This is a genomic window from Enterococcus lactis, from assembly GCF_015751045.1.
In the GTDB taxonomy this organism is placed as follows: Bacteria; Bacillota; Bacilli; order Lactobacillales; family Enterococcaceae; genus Enterococcus_B; species Enterococcus_B lactis.
On record NZ_BNJW01000011.1, the window covers coordinates 33,994 to 52,251 of the forward strand.

General features: G+C 38.7%; 19 protein-coding genes. 3 read left to right on the forward strand and 16 right to left on the reverse strand.

The features are described 5' to 3' along the window. Positions 1-28: 28 nt before the first annotated feature. From KFO35_RS07415 to sfsA, 10 genes are all read right to left on the reverse strand, one after another. The gene (locus KFO35_RS07415; RefSeq protein WP_002315398.1) at positions 29-442 is read right to left on the reverse strand and encodes a DUF3284 domain-containing protein; all 414 of its coding nucleotides are present in this window, start codon (positions 440-442) and stop codon (positions 29-31) included. Further along, positions 442-624 carry a DUF3188 domain-containing protein gene (locus KFO35_RS07420; RefSeq protein ID WP_002286596.1) on the reverse strand — a complete coding sequence of 61 codons (183 nt, stop codon included), beginning with the start codon at positions 622-624 and terminating at the stop codon, positions 442-444. The genes KFO35_RS07415 and KFO35_RS07420 overlap by 1 nt, the downstream gene beginning before the upstream one ends. 31 nt (positions 625-655) lie before the next feature. Beyond that, positions 656-877 carry a hypothetical protein gene (locus KFO35_RS07425; protein ID WP_002292901.1) on the reverse strand — a complete coding sequence of 74 codons (222 nt, stop codon included), beginning with the start codon at positions 875-877 and terminating at the stop codon, positions 656-658. A 67-nt stretch (positions 878-944) separates the two neighbouring features. Then, positions 945-2,405: a PTS sugar transporter subunit IIC gene (locus KFO35_RS07430; RefSeq protein ID WP_156272098.1), complete on the reverse strand. Its 1,461-nt coding sequence runs from the start codon at positions 2,403-2,405 to the stop codon at positions 945-947. Between the two features lie 107 nt (positions 2,406-2,512). Continuing rightward, the gene (locus tag KFO35_RS07435) at positions 2,513-2,833 is read right to left on the reverse strand and encodes a PTS lactose/cellobiose transporter subunit IIA (RefSeq protein WP_002286604.1); all 321 of its coding nucleotides are present in this window, start codon (positions 2,831-2,833) and stop codon (positions 2,513-2,515) included. Between the two features lie 28 nt (positions 2,834-2,861). Then, complete coding sequence (locus KFO35_RS07440; protein ID WP_002286606.1) at positions 2,862-3,179, reverse strand: PTS sugar transporter subunit IIB; 318 nt, start codon at positions 3,177-3,179, stop codon at positions 2,862-2,864. 151 nt (positions 3,180-3,330) lie between these two features. Continuing rightward, positions 3,331-6,033 (reverse strand): sigma-54-dependent transcriptional regulator, encoded by a 2,703-nt coding sequence (locus tag KFO35_RS07445; protein WP_002315399.1) that lies wholly within the window; start codon positions 6,031-6,033, stop codon positions 3,331-3,333. Positions 6,034-6,095: 62 nt separating this feature from the next. After that, complete coding sequence (locus tag KFO35_RS07450; protein WP_002315400.1) at positions 6,096-7,373, reverse strand: DEAD/DEAH box helicase; 1,278 nt, start codon at positions 7,371-7,373, stop codon at positions 6,096-6,098. Further along, positions 7,373-8,386 (reverse strand): Gfo/Idh/MocA family protein, encoded by a 1,014-nt coding sequence (locus KFO35_RS07455; protein WP_002315401.1) that lies wholly within the window; start codon positions 8,384-8,386, stop codon positions 7,373-7,375. Before KFO35_RS07455 ends, KFO35_RS07450 begins: the two co-directional genes overlap by 1 nt. 15 nt (positions 8,387-8,401) lie before the next feature. Continuing rightward, positions 8,402-9,130 carry a DNA/RNA nuclease SfsA gene (gene sfsA, locus KFO35_RS07460; protein ID WP_002315402.1) on the reverse strand — a complete coding sequence of 243 codons (729 nt, stop codon included), beginning with the start codon at positions 9,128-9,130 and terminating at the stop codon, positions 8,402-8,404. Between the two features lie 164 nt (positions 9,131-9,294). On the opposite strand from sfsA, the gene KFO35_RS07465 reads away from it, so the two are divergent. The 3 genes from KFO35_RS07465 to zwf all read left to right on the forward strand — a co-directional run bounded on the left by KFO35_RS07465 (position 9,295) and on the right by zwf (position 11,998). Beyond that, positions 9,295-9,636 carry a DUF4828 domain-containing protein gene (locus tag KFO35_RS07465; protein ID WP_024636545.1) on the forward strand — a complete coding sequence of 114 codons (342 nt, stop codon included), beginning with the start codon at positions 9,295-9,297 and terminating at the stop codon, positions 9,634-9,636. A gap of 173 nt (positions 9,637-9,809) precedes the next feature. Then, positions 9,810-10,457 (forward strand): transcriptional regulator EfaR, encoded by a 648-nt coding sequence (gene efaR / locus KFO35_RS07470; RefSeq protein ID WP_002286616.1) that lies wholly within the window; start codon positions 9,810-9,812, stop codon positions 10,455-10,457. A 14-nt stretch (positions 10,458-10,471) separates the two neighbouring features. Further along, complete coding sequence (gene zwf, locus KFO35_RS07475) at positions 10,472-11,998, forward strand: glucose-6-phosphate dehydrogenase (RefSeq protein ID WP_002291842.1); 1,527 nt, start codon at positions 10,472-10,474, stop codon at positions 11,996-11,998. 48 nt (positions 11,999-12,046) lie between these two features. On the opposite strand, the gene ileS is transcribed toward zwf, so the two are convergent. The 6 genes from ileS to KFO35_RS07505 form a co-directional block, all read right to left on the reverse strand. Further along, positions 12,047-14,845, reverse strand: coding sequence for an isoleucine--tRNA ligase (ileS, locus tag KFO35_RS07480; RefSeq protein WP_025477276.1), 2,799 nt, complete (start codon positions 14,843-14,845; stop codon positions 12,047-12,049). A gap of 260 nt (positions 14,846-15,105) precedes the next feature. Beyond that, entirely contained in the window at positions 15,106-15,813 is a 708-nt protein-coding gene (locus tag KFO35_RS07485; RefSeq protein ID WP_002291846.1) for a DivIVA domain-containing protein, read from the reverse strand. A 20-nt stretch (positions 15,814-15,833) separates the two neighbouring features. Further along, positions 15,834-16,616, reverse strand: coding sequence for a YlmH family RNA-binding protein (locus KFO35_RS07490; RefSeq protein WP_002291847.1), 783 nt, complete (start codon positions 16,614-16,616; stop codon positions 15,834-15,836). A 48-nt stretch (positions 16,617-16,664) separates the two neighbouring features. Further along, positions 16,665-16,946: a YggT family protein gene (locus KFO35_RS07495; protein ID WP_503128578.1), complete on the reverse strand. Its 282-nt coding sequence runs from the start codon at positions 16,944-16,946 to the stop codon at positions 16,665-16,667. Between the two features lie 20 nt (positions 16,947-16,966). Beyond that, positions 16,967-17,566, reverse strand: a complete 600-nt coding sequence (locus KFO35_RS07500) for a cell division protein SepF (protein ID WP_002315407.1) — start codon at positions 17,564-17,566, stop codon at positions 16,967-16,969. A gap of 13 nt (positions 17,567-17,579) precedes the next feature. Beyond that, a complete protein-coding gene (locus KFO35_RS07505; RefSeq protein WP_002310280.1) occupies positions 17,580-18,257 on the reverse strand; it encodes a YggS family pyridoxal phosphate-dependent enzyme in 678 nt (225 codons plus the stop codon). Position 18,258 lies beyond the last annotated feature (1 nt).

Genomic DNA, 18,258 nt, shown 5'->3' on the forward strand with positions numbered 1-18,258 from the left:
AACTAAATAGTACCATTTTTTCACTGGTTTAATACGTTGCTTCGATCATCTCTAGCATTTTTTTGAAACGTCTCCGCTTAAAGTACATCAAGATTGTTCCTAAAAGCATATCATTCAACTTTTGAAGCATGCCATAAGACTCCATTTTTTCTGTGTAATGAACCTCACAGGTCGAATCGTCTACTGGTTTGATTTGATAATGAACAACGAATTCATTCTTCGTTGTCGATGTACGAAACTTATAAGACTGGTTTTCAATGACTTCTTCGATTTTTATACGAGCCCGGTTATTTTGCGAGAATTGTTTGACGTACTCCAAATTTTTCAGCTGTTTTCTGGTCACTGATTTGCCGGTCGCTTTACGTACATCGAAAAGAACAGAATCCATAACTTTATCGTAAAAAAACGACGCTGGAATATTTAATTTTTTTGTGATTTCCATTAGTTATTTTTCTCCTTTGCTTCTTCTCTTTTTTTCCCCTTCATGAAGAAGTAGATTCCTAATCCTGTTAGGAAAAGACCCGTGACCATACTATACAAATCATACCTTTGCGAATGTGGATTCAAACTATACAATACGATCAAAGAACCAATACTACATAAAAATAAACCGTTTTTTATCATATCAACCATCCTATCTTTTTGAACCATTTTCTTAAACAGCTGTTGACTGAAAATAAAGGACTGTTCCCCAAGGCTGTGCTTTGATTAGTTCCTTTGCTTTTTTAGCCGCAGCTTCCGGATCTTCTGCACTTGTTTCAAAGAACATTTTGATTCCTTGTTTTTCTTTAAACGTAAATGTCATTCCTTCTTCATTGTATCCTTCTAACAATTCTTTGATTGCATCTTGTTGCATTGCACTGGCAATTGAAATCATTTCAGTTCCTCCTCGAAAATTCATTATGAGGAACGAAACTTAAAGCGTCCCGCTCCTCAGATTCATCTTATTGTTGTTCGCCTGCGGCAGGGTCCATTTTGTTTGCAGAAATGACAAACGGTGCCCAAATCAAGAAAGTCACGACCATACATACCAACGTTACGATTGGTGCTCGCCAATCCGCTCCTGTTGCTAAGAATGACAATAAGAACGGCGGTACTACCCATGTAACTTGTTGCGAAACTGGTGCTACAAGTCCAAAGTAAGTTGCTAACCAACCGATAGCTGTCGCAACTACTGGAGCAATCAAGAATGGGATGAACATGATGGCATTCAATACGATCGGCAGACCAAACATCACTGGCTCGTTGATATTGAAAATACCAGGTCCAATGGATAATTTAGCTACTGTTAAATAATCCGCTCGTTTAGAGAAAATCAAGATAGCTATCAGTAAGACGATCGTTCCACCTGATCCGCCAAACCATGCAAAAGCATCGAACGATCCACGGACCCACATATAAGCTTTTCCATCTTCGATTGCGTCTAACACGGCTGGTGTACCAGTTTTTCCGTTATAACCTTTTTGGAAAATATCAATATTGATTAGTTGTGCTTGTCCCCAGATTCCCTCTAGCACTGGTGCCAATACATTTGGTCCATGAATACCAAAGAACCAGAATACTTGAACAAACACTGTGACGATCAATACTGCTCCCAACCCTTGGGATAATCCTAGGAATGGTTCTGCAATATATTTTTGCACCAAATCGATGATTAGTTGCCCATCAGCTACACGACCTACGATATAATTGATAATAGCAATGACGTATAAAGCGATCGTCGCTGGTAAAATGGCTGCAAATGCTTTAGATACTGCTGGTGGTACTGAATCAGGCATTTTGATCGTAATGTTAGCAAGCATCAATTTACAAAAAATAATGACTGAAATTGCCCCCATGATCATAACTGTAAAATAAGCGTTTCCATTCAAATGATCTAGTTTCAGCCAACCCCACAATCCAACTGACAGTGTGCCATCTGCAATCGTTGCACCAATCTCAGAACTATTGATTGCACCTGCGACATTTGAAGGGACATTCACATCTAATGCTGCTGATAATGCTGGACCAAAGGAAATACCTTGAATCAAGGTAGCTAGACCAACGATCCCCCCAGCTAGATCATTTACTCCATAAGCTCGGGCAAGATTATACCCCCAAGAAAAGGCAAAAATCAATCCGGCGATTGCTAGTGTACCGTTCCAGACAAAACCATTGATTCCGATGATGACATTCAATACGGCAAAGATTCCTTTGTCTGCTGCTAAACTGTCAGCGTAGGTACTGTTAAACTGTTGCGGTAAATCTCGAATAATTGCATTGATCATTACAGCGACTGATCCCGCCATTGTTGCGGGCAGTGTGCCGATAAAAGCATCACGCAAAGCAACTAAATGTTTTTGCGCTCCGATTTTTGCGGCAACCGGCAGGATGTATTTCTCCATCCAACTTGTTAGTCCGTTCATTTTTTACTTCCTCCTATAAGTTTTTTATATAAAGAGAGTTCTTTTTATAACAAAATAAAAAATCCGTTCAAAAATTTTTCTTCTTCCGTTCAAAAAAGAAGTTGTATTTATTCGCTGTATACGCGACGATAAAGTTCGATGATTTCTTTTGCTAAATCAGTAAACGCAATAGACGTCATTAAATGATCTTGACTATGAACAGTCAATAACGTCACTTGCATATGATTTCCTTGTGCTTCTTGTGTCAACATGTCTGTTTGTGCATGATGTGCTTGTATAAGTGATTCTTCTGCATCAGCGATTTTTCTATCCGCTAACTCGAAATCACCGATTTTAGCAGCCGCAATCGCTTCCATTGCGTCGCTCTTTGCATTACCGCCAAACATGATGAGTCCCATGATGGCTTCTAGATTTTGTTGATCTTCCACGTTGTTATCCCCCAACTGCATACTTGATTTATTTCATTAGATTTTCTGCTTGTGCAAGTACTTTTTCTCCATTCATCATGCCATAGTCCTGCATATTGATGACATCTAACGGAATACCTTTAGGCGCAAGTTTTTGTTCGAATTGAGCTTTCATGAAACGTACTTGAGGACCTAATAATAAAACATCGACATTCTTAGATTCTAAATTATTATCTGCATCTGAGGCAGAAACAGCAAAAATATCAGCTTCCATTCCTTTTTCTTCCGCTGCTTTTTGCATTTTTGTGACCAATAAACTCGTACTCATCCCTGCTGAACAAACTAACATAATTGTTTTTTTTGCCATTTTTAACACTCCTTTTATTGTTTTTACACTTTTATATAATGCAAGAAGCATGCCAAGAAAAAAAGAGCTAAAATAGCGTTTTCATGCTTTTTAGCTCTTTTATATAGTGCGCACACTGATATCCAGTGTGTAAACAGTATGATTAGTGTGTTTATTTTTTTATTTTGTTTTCAAGAAACATTTGTGTAAGAAACGCGATATCATCTTCTGAAATTTTTACCTGATATTTCCGTTCCAGTGCCATCAAGTTTGCTCGAATGATATCCATTTCCAAACGGTAAATTTTTGAGAAAATAGATAGTTTCTCAAATTGCCGATGCGTTTCTTTTTTGATCAATCCGTCTAGCATGAAGGCTAAATGGATGACAATTCCAGTATCTACTCCTGGTTCTACGATAATCGACAAATCTGTCTGGATCTGCTGAACTGTTTTTTGCAATGAGCGGATCAATTCATCAATAGAAAAGACATCACTTAATGATCCTGAAAGCGAATCAACAATTTTAGCTGTTGGAATCTCATCATCAGCTATACGCTTTAAAACATTCAATTTTTCATCATCAAAAACGTCATAGGCGGAAAAAAATGGGATATTTTGATAATCAACGTCAACCGTTCCTGCAATTGCTTTGATCTCGTATTCTTCCAATAAGGCATCAATGTGTTTTTTGAATGATTCGCGTTCTAAAAACTGCATCTGGATCAGTTCTACTTTGTCTTGATTAATCACCGGCATAATCCGTTGATACAATTTGGCAGCTACTCCCTCACCAGTAAAACATGTCACGATGACGGCTTTTTTACGCTGTAAAGTTTCAGATTTTTCCGCTTTGAACTGATCACGTACGATTGATTCAAAGGAGAGCTGAATATTTTGATAGATTTCTTCTAAGCTTCTTCCAACACTTGCCATCCGTATCGCTTCTATCACAATCATCGTACTTGTCATTGTGATAGCTTTCGTCCGAATGCCAGTCTCTTCATAAATCAAATCACTGAAGGTGTTTAATGATCCCATATCTGTTAACAAAAGCAAGCCATTCGTCAAATGCCCCTGATAATTTTTGACATATTGTAGGACCTCTTCATACATTGTTTGAACTTCCATAACCAGTGGCATATTAAAAGCTTTCCCTACTTTTGTTCCTAATAGTTCTTGCGCCATCTCCAACATACTTGAAGCGGTCTGTCTGCCGTGCATCAGTACAAGAACATCTACTTTGTTTTCTTTAACGGGCTCACTTTCTCCTAAATTGATAGAAAGAAACATACTGATAAAGCCAATTTCATCAAAAGGAATCTCGACTTGTTCTTCTTCTTCAATGATTGTCGAAAGATCGATTGCTACCTGGAATTCCCTCTTAAAATTTTTTCGTACGTTATTCAAATCTGGATGGACAATCATATGTCCTTCTCTCACACGATCCAATGTACTTTGCAAATGCAAAGCAAAAGCAAAACGAGCTTTTTCATTATAAATACGGTCTAACCGTTTTTCAGCCACATCATACAATTGATTGGTTAACCGCCAGATTTCATCTGGCAAAAGATCTTTCGGGATTGAACTTTTAGTCAATTCTTTGACATATGTCTGAAAATAAGCATCTACATCTTTTGAAATGAGCGTCTCCAAATCGATGTTCTCCACACCGGTTTCAGAAAGAGAAGTAACTTTTTCCTCAATATCGTTGTAGACTTGCATGTTTCTTTCTGGATCTTGTGACCAGACGACATCAGCAAACCCTGGTTCAAATGTCAAATACTGGCTCTTACTGTCCATGAATCGGTCGAGGCGTTCTGGTATTTCCTTGATTTTCAGTAGTCCTTTTTGTACTTGAAGGGAAAGTTCTTCTTTTCGAATGATCAGCTTTTTCTCATGATGCGTTCGGTAATGTAAAAAAGATTTTGCACAGACTAATTTCAGGTCTCGTTTCACTTGACCGATATTCCCTTCCGCATCATAAAGCATGAAGGCAAGAATCGCTTCTTTTTCGATATCGATACGTTGATTCAAACGGTTCGCTTCTTGTTTGATAAAAAGAGAGATGATCTCATAACGCTCATCCAATGAACGCGAAGCAAGGTTTGGCAAGGTGATAGCCATAGGGATCCGTCGGTTGAAGGTAGTCAAGAAGCTTTCTGAAGATTCAGTCGTTGCCCCAATGATCTGAACTGATGCTTCATGTACTTGTGCACTTTCTCCAAGTGGACGATAGATACCTTTATCGATGAAAGTAAACAGCATTTCCTGCCCTTCCGGTGGTAAACGGTGGATCTCATCTAAAAACAATATACCGCCGTCTGCTTTGGCGATTAGACCAGGACTGTCTTGCGCTGCTCCTGTGTAAGCCCCTTTTTTGATCCCAAAGATGTGTCCAAAGAGCAGTTGGGGATTTTGAGCATAATCCGCACAATTGAAAGAAACAAATGGCGCATCGGCTGAAAGCATTTCAGATTCGATTGCAAAATGATACATACATTCCGCAAACATCGACTTCCCTGTACCAGTTTCTCCAAAAATAATGGTATGCAGCCCCCGCGGCGGATAAAGAATCGCTGCTTTTGCCTGCTGTATGCTGACTTTTAAAGAATCATTTTCTCCAACGAGCGTTTCAAAAGTCACTTGCGTAGAAGAGTCGACATGTACTTCATCAGATTTTGATTTTTCCGTTGGCAAGGAGTAAACGACTGGTCGGCCAGCGGTTTTTACAATATGATGAGCCTTATACAGTTCGCTTAAATATCGGCTTGCATTGCTTCGATCAATATTCAAGCGCTCAGCTACATCACTTGCTGTCAATCCTTGTTGGTTTTCTGTCAATAGATGCAAGATCTCTTCTTGACGTTCTTTCACATAATCCCTCCTCTGGCAACCAATTTTGTTCCCGTTTTCATAATCATAGCATAAAAAGGCGCTTATTTGCGCCTTGCTCCTTTATTTCTCTCTTTTTTTGATTTATTTTTAACTTTTTTTCTTGATTTGTTTTTGTTATGCTCTGGATTTTGTTCTTTCCCAGGAAAAGATTTCTTATACTTGTTATTCGCTGCGGTAGCTACATCTTCTTTGATTGGTTGATCCGTTTGTAACTTTCCTCCGTGCAGAAAAATCTCTTCAAGTGTTATGTTTGTCGGACGTAAAAGTCGTTTCAAATCTCTTAAATTGTTATCTTGTACGAGTGTGATCACTGTTCCTTCATTGCCCATTCGACCAGTTCTTCCAGAACGATGCAAGTAAGCTTCTTCACTTAACGGCACTTCTGCATTCACGACATAAGGAAGTCCTGTAATATCTAAACCTCTAGCCGCCACATCTGTGGTCAAAAGTGCGCTGATCTTTTTCTTTTTGAATTGTTCCAACGCCGCTTTTCGGAGCAGCTTGTTTTGATCAGAGGCCAGGCTTCCTACAGGTACCCCTCTATACAGCAATTTTTCTTCCATCACACCTAATTCAGTCAGTTGATTAAAGAAAATCAGACCTTGAAAATCTTCTATGTGAGTGAGACGTCTTAGATATTCATCTTTCTTTCGTATTGGCACTCGTAAAAAGTAATGTCTCAAGCCTTTTTGAGAATCATCTTCTGCTGTCACGTCGATCGTCTCAAACGTTTTCCCAGTGATTTTTTCAATGCTTTCAAGGGAACGATCTGCTGTTGCTGAAAAAAAGGCTAGCTGATATTCTGTCGGAGCTTGATGAAGAATCTGATCAATGATTTGGCTGTTCCCCGCATCAAATAGCTGGTCTGCTTCATCAAATACCATTGTTTTCACTTGATGTGCTTTTATTTTTTTAGCTTTCATCAATTCCAATATTCTTCCTGGTGTACCAATCAAGATTTCTGGTTTTTTCTTCAAACCTTCAATTTGTCGTTTAACGTTTGCTCCGCCCACCAAAGATTGGACTTTCAATTCTTTGTCTTTTCCCCATTCACGTGCAACATCTGCTACTTGAATAGCTAGTTCTTGAGAAGATGCAAAGATAACCAACGCACTTGCTTCACCTGGCTCTACGTTTAGTAGTAACGGCCAAAGATAAGCCAGTGTTTTACCTGAACCTGTTGGAGAGATGGCTACTATGCTTTGTTTATTGCTTAATGGCTGAAAAACTGCCTGTTGAATAAGAGAAGGTGTAATAAATCCTTTATTCTCATAATTTTTCTGCCAATTTTCGGGAAATACTTGTACAAATTCGTTCATTAAAAATCTTCCTCATTATCTGCATCGAATTTGATGCCACCATTTTTTCTTAAATCATAAATCACTTGGTTCACATTTCTAGCTAGCTCGATCCACTCTTCATACAATAATCCCCAAGCTGGATCTTTCGGATGAGTCATGACATTGGCAAAATCCTCTGCTTCATCTGCCATTGGATTTTCTGCAGCTGTTACTGCTAAGTCAATGATTTCTTCGTGTACCCGATCATGAAACTCTGCTTGTTCGATTGCATTGACGCCATTCATCACTAGCGTTCCTGAGTCAAAATAGATCTCTGATGGCAGATAAGAATCACCGATTTTACCTGGTTGGATCGATACATCGAAAGTATCATAACGCAAGATTCCCCATCCAAGACCATCCACACCAGTAGAAATCTTTCTTGGGAAATAATGGACTTCTTTTGGCATTCCAAACCAAGCGACAGTTGCATACACAAGGTAAACACCTAAATCCATCAATGCACCACCTGAGAAATGAGTCGAGAAGATATTTGGTTCTTCTCCATCTAATACTTGGTCATAACGCGAAGAATATTTCATATAGCTGAAATTTGCACCGATTATCTCGTCTTTTAATGGTAAGTAATCGGCAATCTTTTTAAAACCTGATTCATGGATATTTCTTGCTGCTTCAAAAAAATACACATTGTGTTCATTTGCCAAATGGATGATTTCATCCATTTCTTTTGGCGTCGAAAAAGCTGGCTTTTCCACTATTACATTTTTACCTGCCAAAATTGCTTGCTTAGTCTGACTAAAATGAAGACTATTTGGAGAAGCTATATAAACAGTGTCCATATGAGCAATATTGAAAAAAGTCTTCAAATCTGTTGCAAATTCGATATCCCCTTCATAATGAGAACCAAATTCCTGTGCTTTTTCCAAATGTCTAGAATATACCGCTGTCAATTCATATTTTTTTGTGCTCAAAGCTGCTTGGACAAATTGATGAGTGATCCAATTTGTTCCAATAATACCTAAGTTGATCATTTTTTTACCTTCTTTCTATTGTATAGGATCTTCAAACGGGATAGCTACATCAAATGGGATAGCCTGCTTGACAGTTACCTCATCTGCCGTTACTTGACAATTATAGGCGAGGATTTGCACTCCACTTTGCTGCGCATGTCGAACCATATCAGCTAGTGCTGGTTGCATTTCTTCATGGATCGTTGCGAAATGAAGATGTTCGAATTGAGCAATAAACAAGACATAAGCGGCATAACCATCTTGTGCGGCATACGCTAATTCTCCAACATGTTTCAATCCTCTGAGTGTAGGCGCATCAGGAAAAGCACCAATTGCTTTATTTTCAAGCGTCATACCTTTGACTTCAACAAATGCTTTTTGTCCGGCCGCCGTCTCCAAATAAATATCAAATTTGGAGTGAAGATAAGTTACTTCCCGCTTGCATGCTGTAAATGGACCAGTTAATCCTGGTAAAAGGATCGTGCCGTCTAAAATACCGTCAGTTGCCAACTGATTAGGCAATTGACTATCGATATTGAACCAATCACCCTTCTTTTTTACAGCAATCAAATCATAGTCGGTTTTCCTTTTAGGTCCAGGAGCAAATACAATAGCCACTTCAGCGCCCGTTATCAGGACCTCTTTTCCTCTGCCTGTATTTTTGACATGCGCGATAATCATTTCTCCGTCTTTTTTCATGCAATGTGCAATAAACCGATTCGGGCGGTCAATAAAAAAAGCTGTTTCAACTTGCTGATACTTCAAATTATGTCACCTGTCTTCCTACTATGTATCCTATCATAATTTGTGGAAAAACAGTAAAAAAACCAGTCGAAAGTCTTAGAGAAATTTTAGTTTTTATTCGGTACAATGAAATAAAGAAGGAAGAATGTTTCTATACGATGATTTTCTCATAAAGGAGTGATTTGGTGATAAAAAAAATGATCTATTTTCTTGGTTCACTCGTTGCCGTTCTCTCAAGTTGGATTTACTTGAAAAAGAAAAAACAAGCAGAAAAATCTGAAAGACTCTCGAGGTATCAAGGTACATGGTTCTTCAGTGATAGCCAGCAAAAACAACAATTACAGATTACATCTGATTACACGTTTTTGATCAACGGTCAGTCACTTGGCACATCTGTGGTAGAAATAGATGAACAGCGTTTAGTCGTACGTGATCAATACGGTTTTTATCTTGTCTTTTCTTATCCCGAACAAACTCTTTATGATGAATCTGCAGATATCTCGTATAAGTTGACATCTGAAAAATAGACACCTCCCAATATATATCTATAAACGAAAGTATGAGTCTTCTTTCTCGTCTTTCGTTTTTTGTTGTAAAAACGTCCAAAAATCCTTTGTTTTTTATTTAGAAAAATAGTCAATTAACGTTTTTTTTGTTACACTTACTAATGATGGTTTTTACCATGAAAGGATGATCGAATATGACACCAAATCGAGAAGATTATTTGAAAATCATTTTAGAACTAGGCGGAGATACAACGAAAGTCAACAATAAACAAATCGTATCTAGCCTGGATGTCTCGGCTGCATCTGTCAGTGAAATGATTTCTAAACTTGTGAAAGAAGAGCTTGTAGAACATTCCCCTTATCAAGGTGTACAATTGACTGCAAGCGGACTGCAAAAAGCTAGCAGTTTGATTCGCAAACATCGTTTATGGGAAGTTTTTTTAGTTGAACATTTAGACTATAGCTGGAATGAAGTCCACGATGATGCTGAAGTATTGGAACATGTGACTTCGGAACATCTTGCAGATCATTTAGAAAACTATTTGAATCATCCTGAACATTGTCCTCATGGAGGATCGATTCCTAAAAAAGAGGAAGTCGTCCATGAAGAACGCCGACAAACACTAGAATCCTATCCTGTCGGTACAAAAGTGCGTATCGCACGAGTGCTTGATGAAAAAGAATTGTTGGATTACTTAGTCACAATTGACCTGAATATCAACGAAGAGTATGAGATCGTTGATATCGCAGCTTATGAAGGACCAATCACTATCCAAAATGATAGAAAGAAAATACCCGTCAGCTTCAAGGCGGCCAGCACGATTTTTGTCGATAAAATATAAAGGAGTGTATCTACATGTCTAATGAAAAAAATGTATTGTTTACGATATTCGGCGGCACAGGTGACCTAGCCCAACGTAAATTGTACCCGTCTTTGTTCCGCCTTTACAGAAAAGGAAATTTAGGCGAGCATTTTGCCGTGATTGGAACCGCTCGCCGTCCTTGGAGCGATGAACACTACCGTGAAGTTGTCAAAGAAACGATCCGTGCATTGAATCCTTCTGATGAAGAAGCAACTACTTTTGCTAGTCATTTTTACTACCAATCCCATGATGTAAATGATTCAACACATTATCAAACATTAAAAGAATTGTCTGACCGATTAGATGGACACTATCAGTTAAACGGCAATCGCGTCTATTATTTGGCCATGGCACCTCAATTTTTCGGAACGATCGTTTCTCATTTAAAATCACAAAACATTATGACAAAAAATGGCTTCAATCGTTTGATTATAGAAAAACCGTTTGGATCGGATTACCAATCTGCTTTCGAATTGAATCAGCAAATCAGAGAAGTATTCCCTGAACAAGATATTTTCAGGATCGATCATTATTTAGGGAAAGAAATGATCCAAAACATCTCAGCTATCCGTTTTGCCAATAATATTTTTGAGGCTCAATGGAATAATCGTTACATCGATAATATCCAAATCACTTTTGGTGAAAACCTTGGTGTAGAAGATCGCGGGGGCTACTACGATCATAGTGGCGCACTGAAAGACATGGTGCAAAATCATATTTTGCAAGTTGTAGCATTACTTGCAATGGAACCACCAGTAGCATTTTCCGAAAAAGAAATCCGTACAGAAAAGATCAAAGCATTGAAAGCAATCCGCATCTACAACGAAGAAGAAGTGTTAGAAAACTTCGTTCGTGGACAATATGCTCAAGGTGAATTAGATGGCGTACAATTCAAAGGTTATCGAGAAGAAGACAAAGTGGATGCTCAATCAGAGACCGAAACCTTCGTCGCAGGAAAATTCACTATCGACAACTTCCGTTGGTCTGGTGTTCCCTTCTATGTGCGTACAGGCAAACGTTTGACTGAAAAAGGTACTCGGATCAATATCGTGTTCAAACAGGTTCCTGTTAATGTATTCAAAACATCTGTCGATGAACCATGTGACGATACGACACTCCCACCGAATGTTCTAACGATCTATATCCAGCCAACTGAAGGATTTTCTTTATCCCTGAATGGAAAAGAAGTAGGTCAAGGGTTTGAAACGGAACCAATCAAATTAGAATTTCGAAATAGTGCAGAAATGGTTGAAAATAGCCCAGAAGCTTACGAAAAATTACTGCTAGATGCGTTGAATGGTGATGGAACGAATTTCTCTCATTGGGAAGAAGTCGCTCAATCTTGGCATATCGTGGATGTCATTCGCAAAGCTTGGGACCAAACACAACCGGACTTTCCAAACTACAAAGCCGGATCAATGGGGCCTAAAGCAGCTTTCGAACTACTCGAAAAAGACGGATTCGAATGGATCTGGCAACCAGATAACTGGTATCGCGAACGTGGAAAATTAATCGATTGATAACAAAAGGGGTTGTGACAAAAAACATGTCACAACCCCTTTTCCATTTTACTTTTCTTCGAATCCTTCAGATACAGCTTCAGGATAGAATTCTTCAACGATTTTTGCACAACGACCGCATAGATGAGGAAGTTTTTCATCTACTCCTACATCTTTACGAACTTGGCGACAGCGATCGCACGTTTCTCCGTCTGCTTTTTCCACTGTAATAGCAACATCATCAAATACCACAGCATTATCTGGCACTTGTACATCTGCTTCCATTACTTCAAAGTAGTCTGGGGAAACGATCAGCAATTGTGCAATATCTGCATCCAAAGCTTTTAACATTTCACGAACTTGTTGTTTTGGATAAACAGTTAGTTTTGCTTCCAATGATTTACCAATCAATTTGCTATTTCTTGCTTCTTCCAATGCTTTTAAGACCTTGTCACGGAAATCCATGAAAGCAGCCCAAGTGTCCATCAATTCCTCTTGGTTCGCAAACTCTTCATAGCCAGGAAATTCGCTTAACTGAACGTATGCTTCTTCTTCTTTCAGGAATGACCAGATTTCTTCCGCCGTATGTGGAATGATAGGCGTCAATAGTTTCGTCAAAGCTACAGCTGTTTGATAGAAAACAGTTTGCATGCAACGACGTTGATAATCATCTTCTGCTTCGATATAAACCACATCTTTAGCAAAATCCAGGTAGAAGGACGATAGATCAACAGTCAAGAAGTTCATAACTGTACGGTAAATATGCATGAAATTATATTTGTCATATCCTTCTTCTCTGATTTCTTTGATTACTTGGTTCAATCGTACGGTCATGTATTTGTCTACAGAGCGTAAATCATTGTACGAAACAGTATCTTTTTTAGGATCGAAATCTTCTGTATTCGCTAATAAGAAACGCATCGTATTTCTGATCTTACGATATACCTCTGCCACTTGACTTAAGATATCCATCGATACACGGACATCTGCTTCATAATCGACACTAGATACCCACAAGCGAAGGATATCTGCACCAAATTGTTTGATCACTTTTTCTGGTGCAATGATATTTCCTAAAGATTTACTCATCTTACGGCCTTCGCCATCTAAAGCAAATCCTTGAGAAATAACTGATTTATATGGTGCTACGCCATTGATAGCCACACTTGTCGTGATACTTGAGTTGAACCAGCCACGATATTGGTCTGATCCTTCTAAGTACATATCTGCTGGGAATGATAATTCTGGTCGTTGACGTAAAACAGCTTCATGAGAAGAACCAGAATCAAACCAGACATCCATGATATCTTTTTCTTTTGTAAATTCGCCATTAGGAGAACCTGGGTGAGTAAATCCTTCAGGAAGAAGTTCTTTTGCTTCTTTTTCAAACCAGATGATTGATCCATGTTCAGCGAATAATTTTGCTACATGTTCGATTGTTTCTGGCGTGATGATTGCTTCACCATTTTCAGCATAGAAAATCGGAAGCGGCACTCCCCATGCACGTTGACGAGAAATGACCCAGTCGCCGCGATCACGGATCATATTATATAAACGTGTTTTTCCCCATGGAATAACCCAATCTACTTTTTCTACTTCATCCAAAATATTCTGACGGAATTTATCGATAGATGCAAACCATTGTGGAGTTGCACGATAAATCACAGGTTTTTTCGTCCGCCAATCGTGAGGATAACTATGGGTAAAGAAATCTAGTTTCAGCAAAGCTCCTTTTTCCTTTAATAAATCAGTAATCATAGGATTTGCTTTATCATAAAAGATTCCTTCAAATCCAGGAGCTTCTTCTGTAAACAACCCTTTTGAGTCTACAGGTGACACTACAGATAGTTTATATTTGCTACCGGCGATATAGTCATCTTCCCCGTGTCCTGGAGCAGTATGGACTAATCCAGTACCAGCGTCTAAAGTAACATGGTCACCTAAAATTACGAGCGATTCACGGTCATAGAATGGATGACTTGCAGTCATATATTCCATTTCTTGGCCAGCAAATTCTTTTAGAACCGTTACATTTTCCCAACCGATTTCTGTTTGAACTGTTTCTAGCAAATCTTTTGCTACAACAAACTTACGGCCATCAGCTTCGACCAGTACATACGTAAATTTGGGATTTACAGCAATACCTTGGTTTGCTGGCAATGTCCATGGTGTTGTCGTCCAAATGACGAAAGCTGTATCTTCATCAAGGATGCCTTTGCCGTCTTTGACATTGAAAGCTACAAAAATAGATGGAGATTTTACATCTTTATATTCAATTTCAGCTTCCGCTAAAGAAGACTCACTTGACGGAGACCAGTAAATGGGTTTCAATCCTTTGTAAATATAGCCTTTTTCAGCCATTTTACCAAATACGCGTACTTGTGCAGCTTCATACGAAGGGTCTAATGTAACATAGGGATGTTCCCAATCTCCTGCAACTCCTAGGCGTTTGAAATCTTCTCGTTGTTTATCTACTTGGGAAAGTGCATATTCACGACATTTTTCCAAATATTCTGCCATGGACATTTCTTTACGTTTCACGCCTTTATTAGCCAACACTTGTTCGATTGGCAATCCATGTGTATCCCATCCTGGAACATATGGTGCGCGGTAGCCAGACATTGATTTTGAACGAATGATAATGTCTTTACTGATTTTATTCAATGAGTGCCCTAAATGGATATTTCCATTGGCATAAGGAGGTCCATCATGAAGAACAAAGCTAGGTTTTCCTTCGTTCAATTCTTGTCTTTTTTGGTAGATTTGATTTTCTTCCCATTCTTTTTGCCATTCGCCTTCTCGGTTTGGCAAATTACCACGCATAGGGAATTTTGTTTTTCCTAATTGCAAGGTTTCTTTCATTTTCATTCAACCATTCACTCCTTCGTTTATTTTCCGGACACAAAAAGGCATGTTCAGCCGCAAGGGACGAACATGCCGTGGTACCACCCAAATTTAGTTGCATCTATCTAATGCAAACTCTCTGTGACCAATAACGAGGTCAGCCGCTGCTTCTTACTCTAGTTTCAGAAAAGCAGTCTCAAGTAGAGGATCTTTCACGATGCAGTGTCTTACCGATCTTCCACTCTCATCGGCTCGCTTTAAGAATAACAAAGTGCTTTTCTGTTCTACTCGTTTTCATGTTCACCAGGTACGATTGAGATATCGATAGCCTGTGTATCAAATGCCGTCATAGGTGCTTCTATGACTCCTGTGTCTGAGTTTACATCAGTATCATTTTCGTTGTCAAGCTGTTTTGCTAAAACTTCTTTGATCACTTCATGGCTGTCAGTCACATAGCTAGAGAATGGTTGTAAAATTTCGTCCCATTCTGGACTTTTCACTTGTTCCAATTGAGATTCAAGCATCAAGCTGATACGTTGATGGAATACTCGTGTCTTTTTCTTAAGATCTTCTGTTTCTGTCGCAAGCTGTCTTGCTTTTTCTGTTGCATCTGTCAAGATTTTTCTTGCTTTTTCTTCTGCATCAGTTGTTAATTGGTGTGCACGTTTTTCAGCATTCGCAACTAACTCATCTGCTTTGTTTTGTGCAGAAGTAACGATCACTTCAGATTCTTTACTTGCACTTGTTTTTACTTTATCCGCTGTGTCTTGAGCTACGATGATCGATTGGTTCAATGCATCTTTCAATTCATTGAAATACTCAAGTTTTTCTTCTGAATGTTTGACTGCTTTTTCTAATTCACGATTTCTTTGAGTCAATTCTTCGTAGTCACGAACAACTAAATCTAAGAAATCATCTACTTCGTCTTGATTATATCCCCGCATTTTTGTTGGGAATGTCTTATTTTGGATATCTAATGGAGTTAAAGCCATGAGTAAACCACCTTTTTATTTTATTTACGTAATACACCGAACAACACCCTGTACTTTTCTTTTTTCGTCTTCCCCTCAAGTTCTTGGATCTGGACTCTGCCGTAACCCCTGACTGAAATAATATCTAATAGTTCAAGTACAAAATCAGGTCTTGTATTTTCTGTCCAATTCACTTTTACTTTACCAGCTTCGATCAGCTGCTTGGACCGCTGTCTGGAAATATTATAAATCTCAGAGATCACACTGTCCAGTCGCATAGAACTAACAGTCCCTCTTTCTTGTGTCCAGCTGTCTTTCGGCAAAATCATTTCTGTGTATTTGATTGGTTCCAAGCGTACAGCAACTTTTCCAATCTTTGTTACTTGTGCAGCAACAAAATGATCCACCTCATTTGCAATAAATACTTGCCAGCGATCGCCATCTGAGATGATATCGCCAAAGTAAGAGCGTTTGATACCTGTTCCCACTAAAGTCCCAAGGATTTTCCCATGACTTAGACTGGCAAATTTGCTAGGATAATGGATTTCATACAATGCTGTTTCAAAATCTTCCTCTACAGGTTCGTAATAATCGGGGAAAATCAAACATCTTTTTCTTTCTGCCTGTTCATATCCACCATAAAACATGAAACGCAAATCACTGCTTTGACGAATCAGTGTTTCTAAAATATAGGATTGTCTGGGGTCAAGAAATTCAGTCAGATATGGCGCATATTGTCCTTGAACTTGTTCAATCCAATCACCTACTGAGTCGATAAATGCCCGTTCATCTGCCCGAAAGTGCTGGTATACATTTGCATCCAAAATTTTCCCCTCCTATCTATTCTGAGAATAAAGATTTTGTTGCTTGAATCAATAAACTATATGGATAGTTATCCATATAACGATCTGTGCTAATCCTTGTACGGCTAAGTTCAAGATTAGAATGGCCCCTAAAATCGTGAAATCCAAAGGACCGATCCTTAAAGGCAGACGATCGAATAAACTGATATACGGTTCACAGATCTTAGCTAAAAATCGTCCTAATCCTGATTGATAACCGCCTGGAAACCAAGAGAGCAAAGCATATACCATCAAGATAATGCTATAGAAATAGGCTGCCCGTTCAATTAAATGAAGTAATAGCGCAATAATATAAATCGTAGTTCCTCCTCTTACAGATCAAACAAATTCGCATCTGCAAAAGATTGAGCGGTTGAACTGTCAATCTCCATCCCTGTCGGTGTACAAAGAAAAATTTCATCTCCAACGCGTTTGATATCTCCATCTAATGCATAAACTGTCCCTGTTAGAAAATCAACGATTCTTCTCGCTTGCTTTTCTTCCACTAAATGAAAATTCACTAAGGTTGCTTCTCCAGCGATGATTCGTTTAGCAATCGCCATCGCTTCAGAATAAGCTCTTGGTTCCATCACAGTGATTTTTCCCGCAAGATTTGCTTTAGGTTGTGTAGACGTTCTTGAAGCTGTTCTTTCTTTCGCTACAGTTTTTGTAGGTGATTGATGTAGTTCAATTACTTTTTTCTTTTCAGCCGGCTGAATACTTTCATGCGTTACAGGACGTGAAGTCGCCGTTTTTTGTTTCTCATGAGTATTCGCAGCAGATACAGAATGAGTTGGTTGATTCTGTTTTGTATTTTTTTTAGTTGGCTGTACAGCCTTTTTTGTTGTTTCAGGATAATCTTGGTATTCGTACTCTTCCTCATCAGCTAATCCGAAAAAATTAGCAATTGCTCCTCTGTTTAAAAGCGGCATTTTTGTTCCTCCTTTATTCGTCTTTGAATAGCGCTGTTCCTACACGGATAAATGTTGCACCTTCTTCAATCGCAATTTGAAAATCCTGACTCATCCCCATGCTTAATTCATTACATGGTGCATGGGCATAACCTTTTGCTTGAACAAGATCACGCAATTCTTTCAGCGTACCAAACACTTTATGGATTTGCTCATCAGAAGCTTCTTTAGGCGCCATAGTCATTAACCCAACAACCTTGATTTTTGTGCAGGCAGCTAAAGATTCCACAAACGGTAAAAGCTCATCTGGTGAAATTCCATGTTTTGATTCCTCACCAGAAACATTTACTTCAATAAAACAGGATAATTCTTTCTCTAACCGCTTCTGGATTTCTTCTGCTAATCTTAAACTGTCCAACGCATGAAAGTAATCAATTTCATTTACAATCAATTTTACCTTTCTGCGCTGTAAATTACCAATTAAATGCCACTTTATTTCGGGAAAATCAAATAAATCTTGTTTCTTTTGTAATAGTTTATCTACTCGGTTTTCTGCACAATTCATAACGCCAGCTCTGACCAATTCTTCAGCTTGAGCTGATTCAACAGATTTTGTTACAGCTACTAATGTAACTTCTTTCGGATCACGATGAACAAGAGCACACGAATCCTGAATTTCTTGCTTGATTTTCTGCAAGTTGTCAGCAATCATG

Excerpts from the sequence above, each read along its gene's own strand:
- KFO35_RS07425 (WP_002292901.1), bottom strand. The coding sequence starts at position 877 with ATGATTTCAATTGCCAGTGCAATGCAACAAGATGCAATCAAAGAATTG.
- KFO35_RS07440 (WP_002286606.1), bottom strand. The coding sequence starts at position 3,179 with ATGGCAAAAAAAACAATTATGTTAGTTTGTTCAGCAGGGATGAGTACG.
- zwf (WP_002291842.1), top strand. The coding sequence starts at position 10,472 with ATGTCTAATGAAAAAAATGTATTGTTTACGATATTCGGCGGCACAGGT.
- KFO35_RS07415 (WP_002315398.1), bottom strand. The coding sequence starts at position 442 with ATGGAAATCACAAAAAAATTAAATATTCCAGCGTCGTTTTTTTACGAT.
- KFO35_RS07485 (WP_002291846.1), bottom strand. The coding sequence starts at position 15,813 with ATGGCTTTAACTCCATTAGATATCCAAAATAAGACATTCCCAACAAAA.
- KFO35_RS07500 (WP_002315407.1), bottom strand. The coding sequence starts at position 17,566 with ATGCCGCTTTTAAACAGAGGAGCAATTGCTAATTTTTTCGGATTAGCT.
- KFO35_RS07450 (WP_002315400.1), bottom strand. The coding sequence starts at position 7,373 with ATGAACGAATTTGTACAAGTATTTCCCGAAAATTGGCAGAAAAATTAT.
- KFO35_RS07420 (WP_002286596.1), bottom strand. The coding sequence starts at position 624 with ATGATAAAAAACGGTTTATTTTTATGTAGTATTGGTTCTTTGATCGTA.
- KFO35_RS07430 (WP_156272098.1), bottom strand. The coding sequence starts at position 2,405 with ATGAACGGACTAACAAGTTGGATGGAGAAATACATCCTGCCGGTTGCC.
- KFO35_RS07455 (WP_002315401.1), bottom strand. The coding sequence starts at position 8,386 with ATGATCAACTTAGGTATTATTGGAACAAATTGGATCACTCATCAATTT.
- KFO35_RS07505 (WP_002310280.1), bottom strand. The coding sequence starts at position 18,257 with ATGATTGCTGACAACTTGCAGAAAATCAAGCAAGAAATTCAGGATTCG.
- ileS (WP_025477276.1), bottom strand. The coding sequence starts at position 14,845 with ATGAAAATGAAAGAAACCTTGCAATTAGGAAAAACAAAATTCCCTATG.
- efaR (WP_002286616.1), top strand. The coding sequence starts at position 9,810 with ATGACACCAAATCGAGAAGATTATTTGAAAATCATTTTAGAACTAGGC.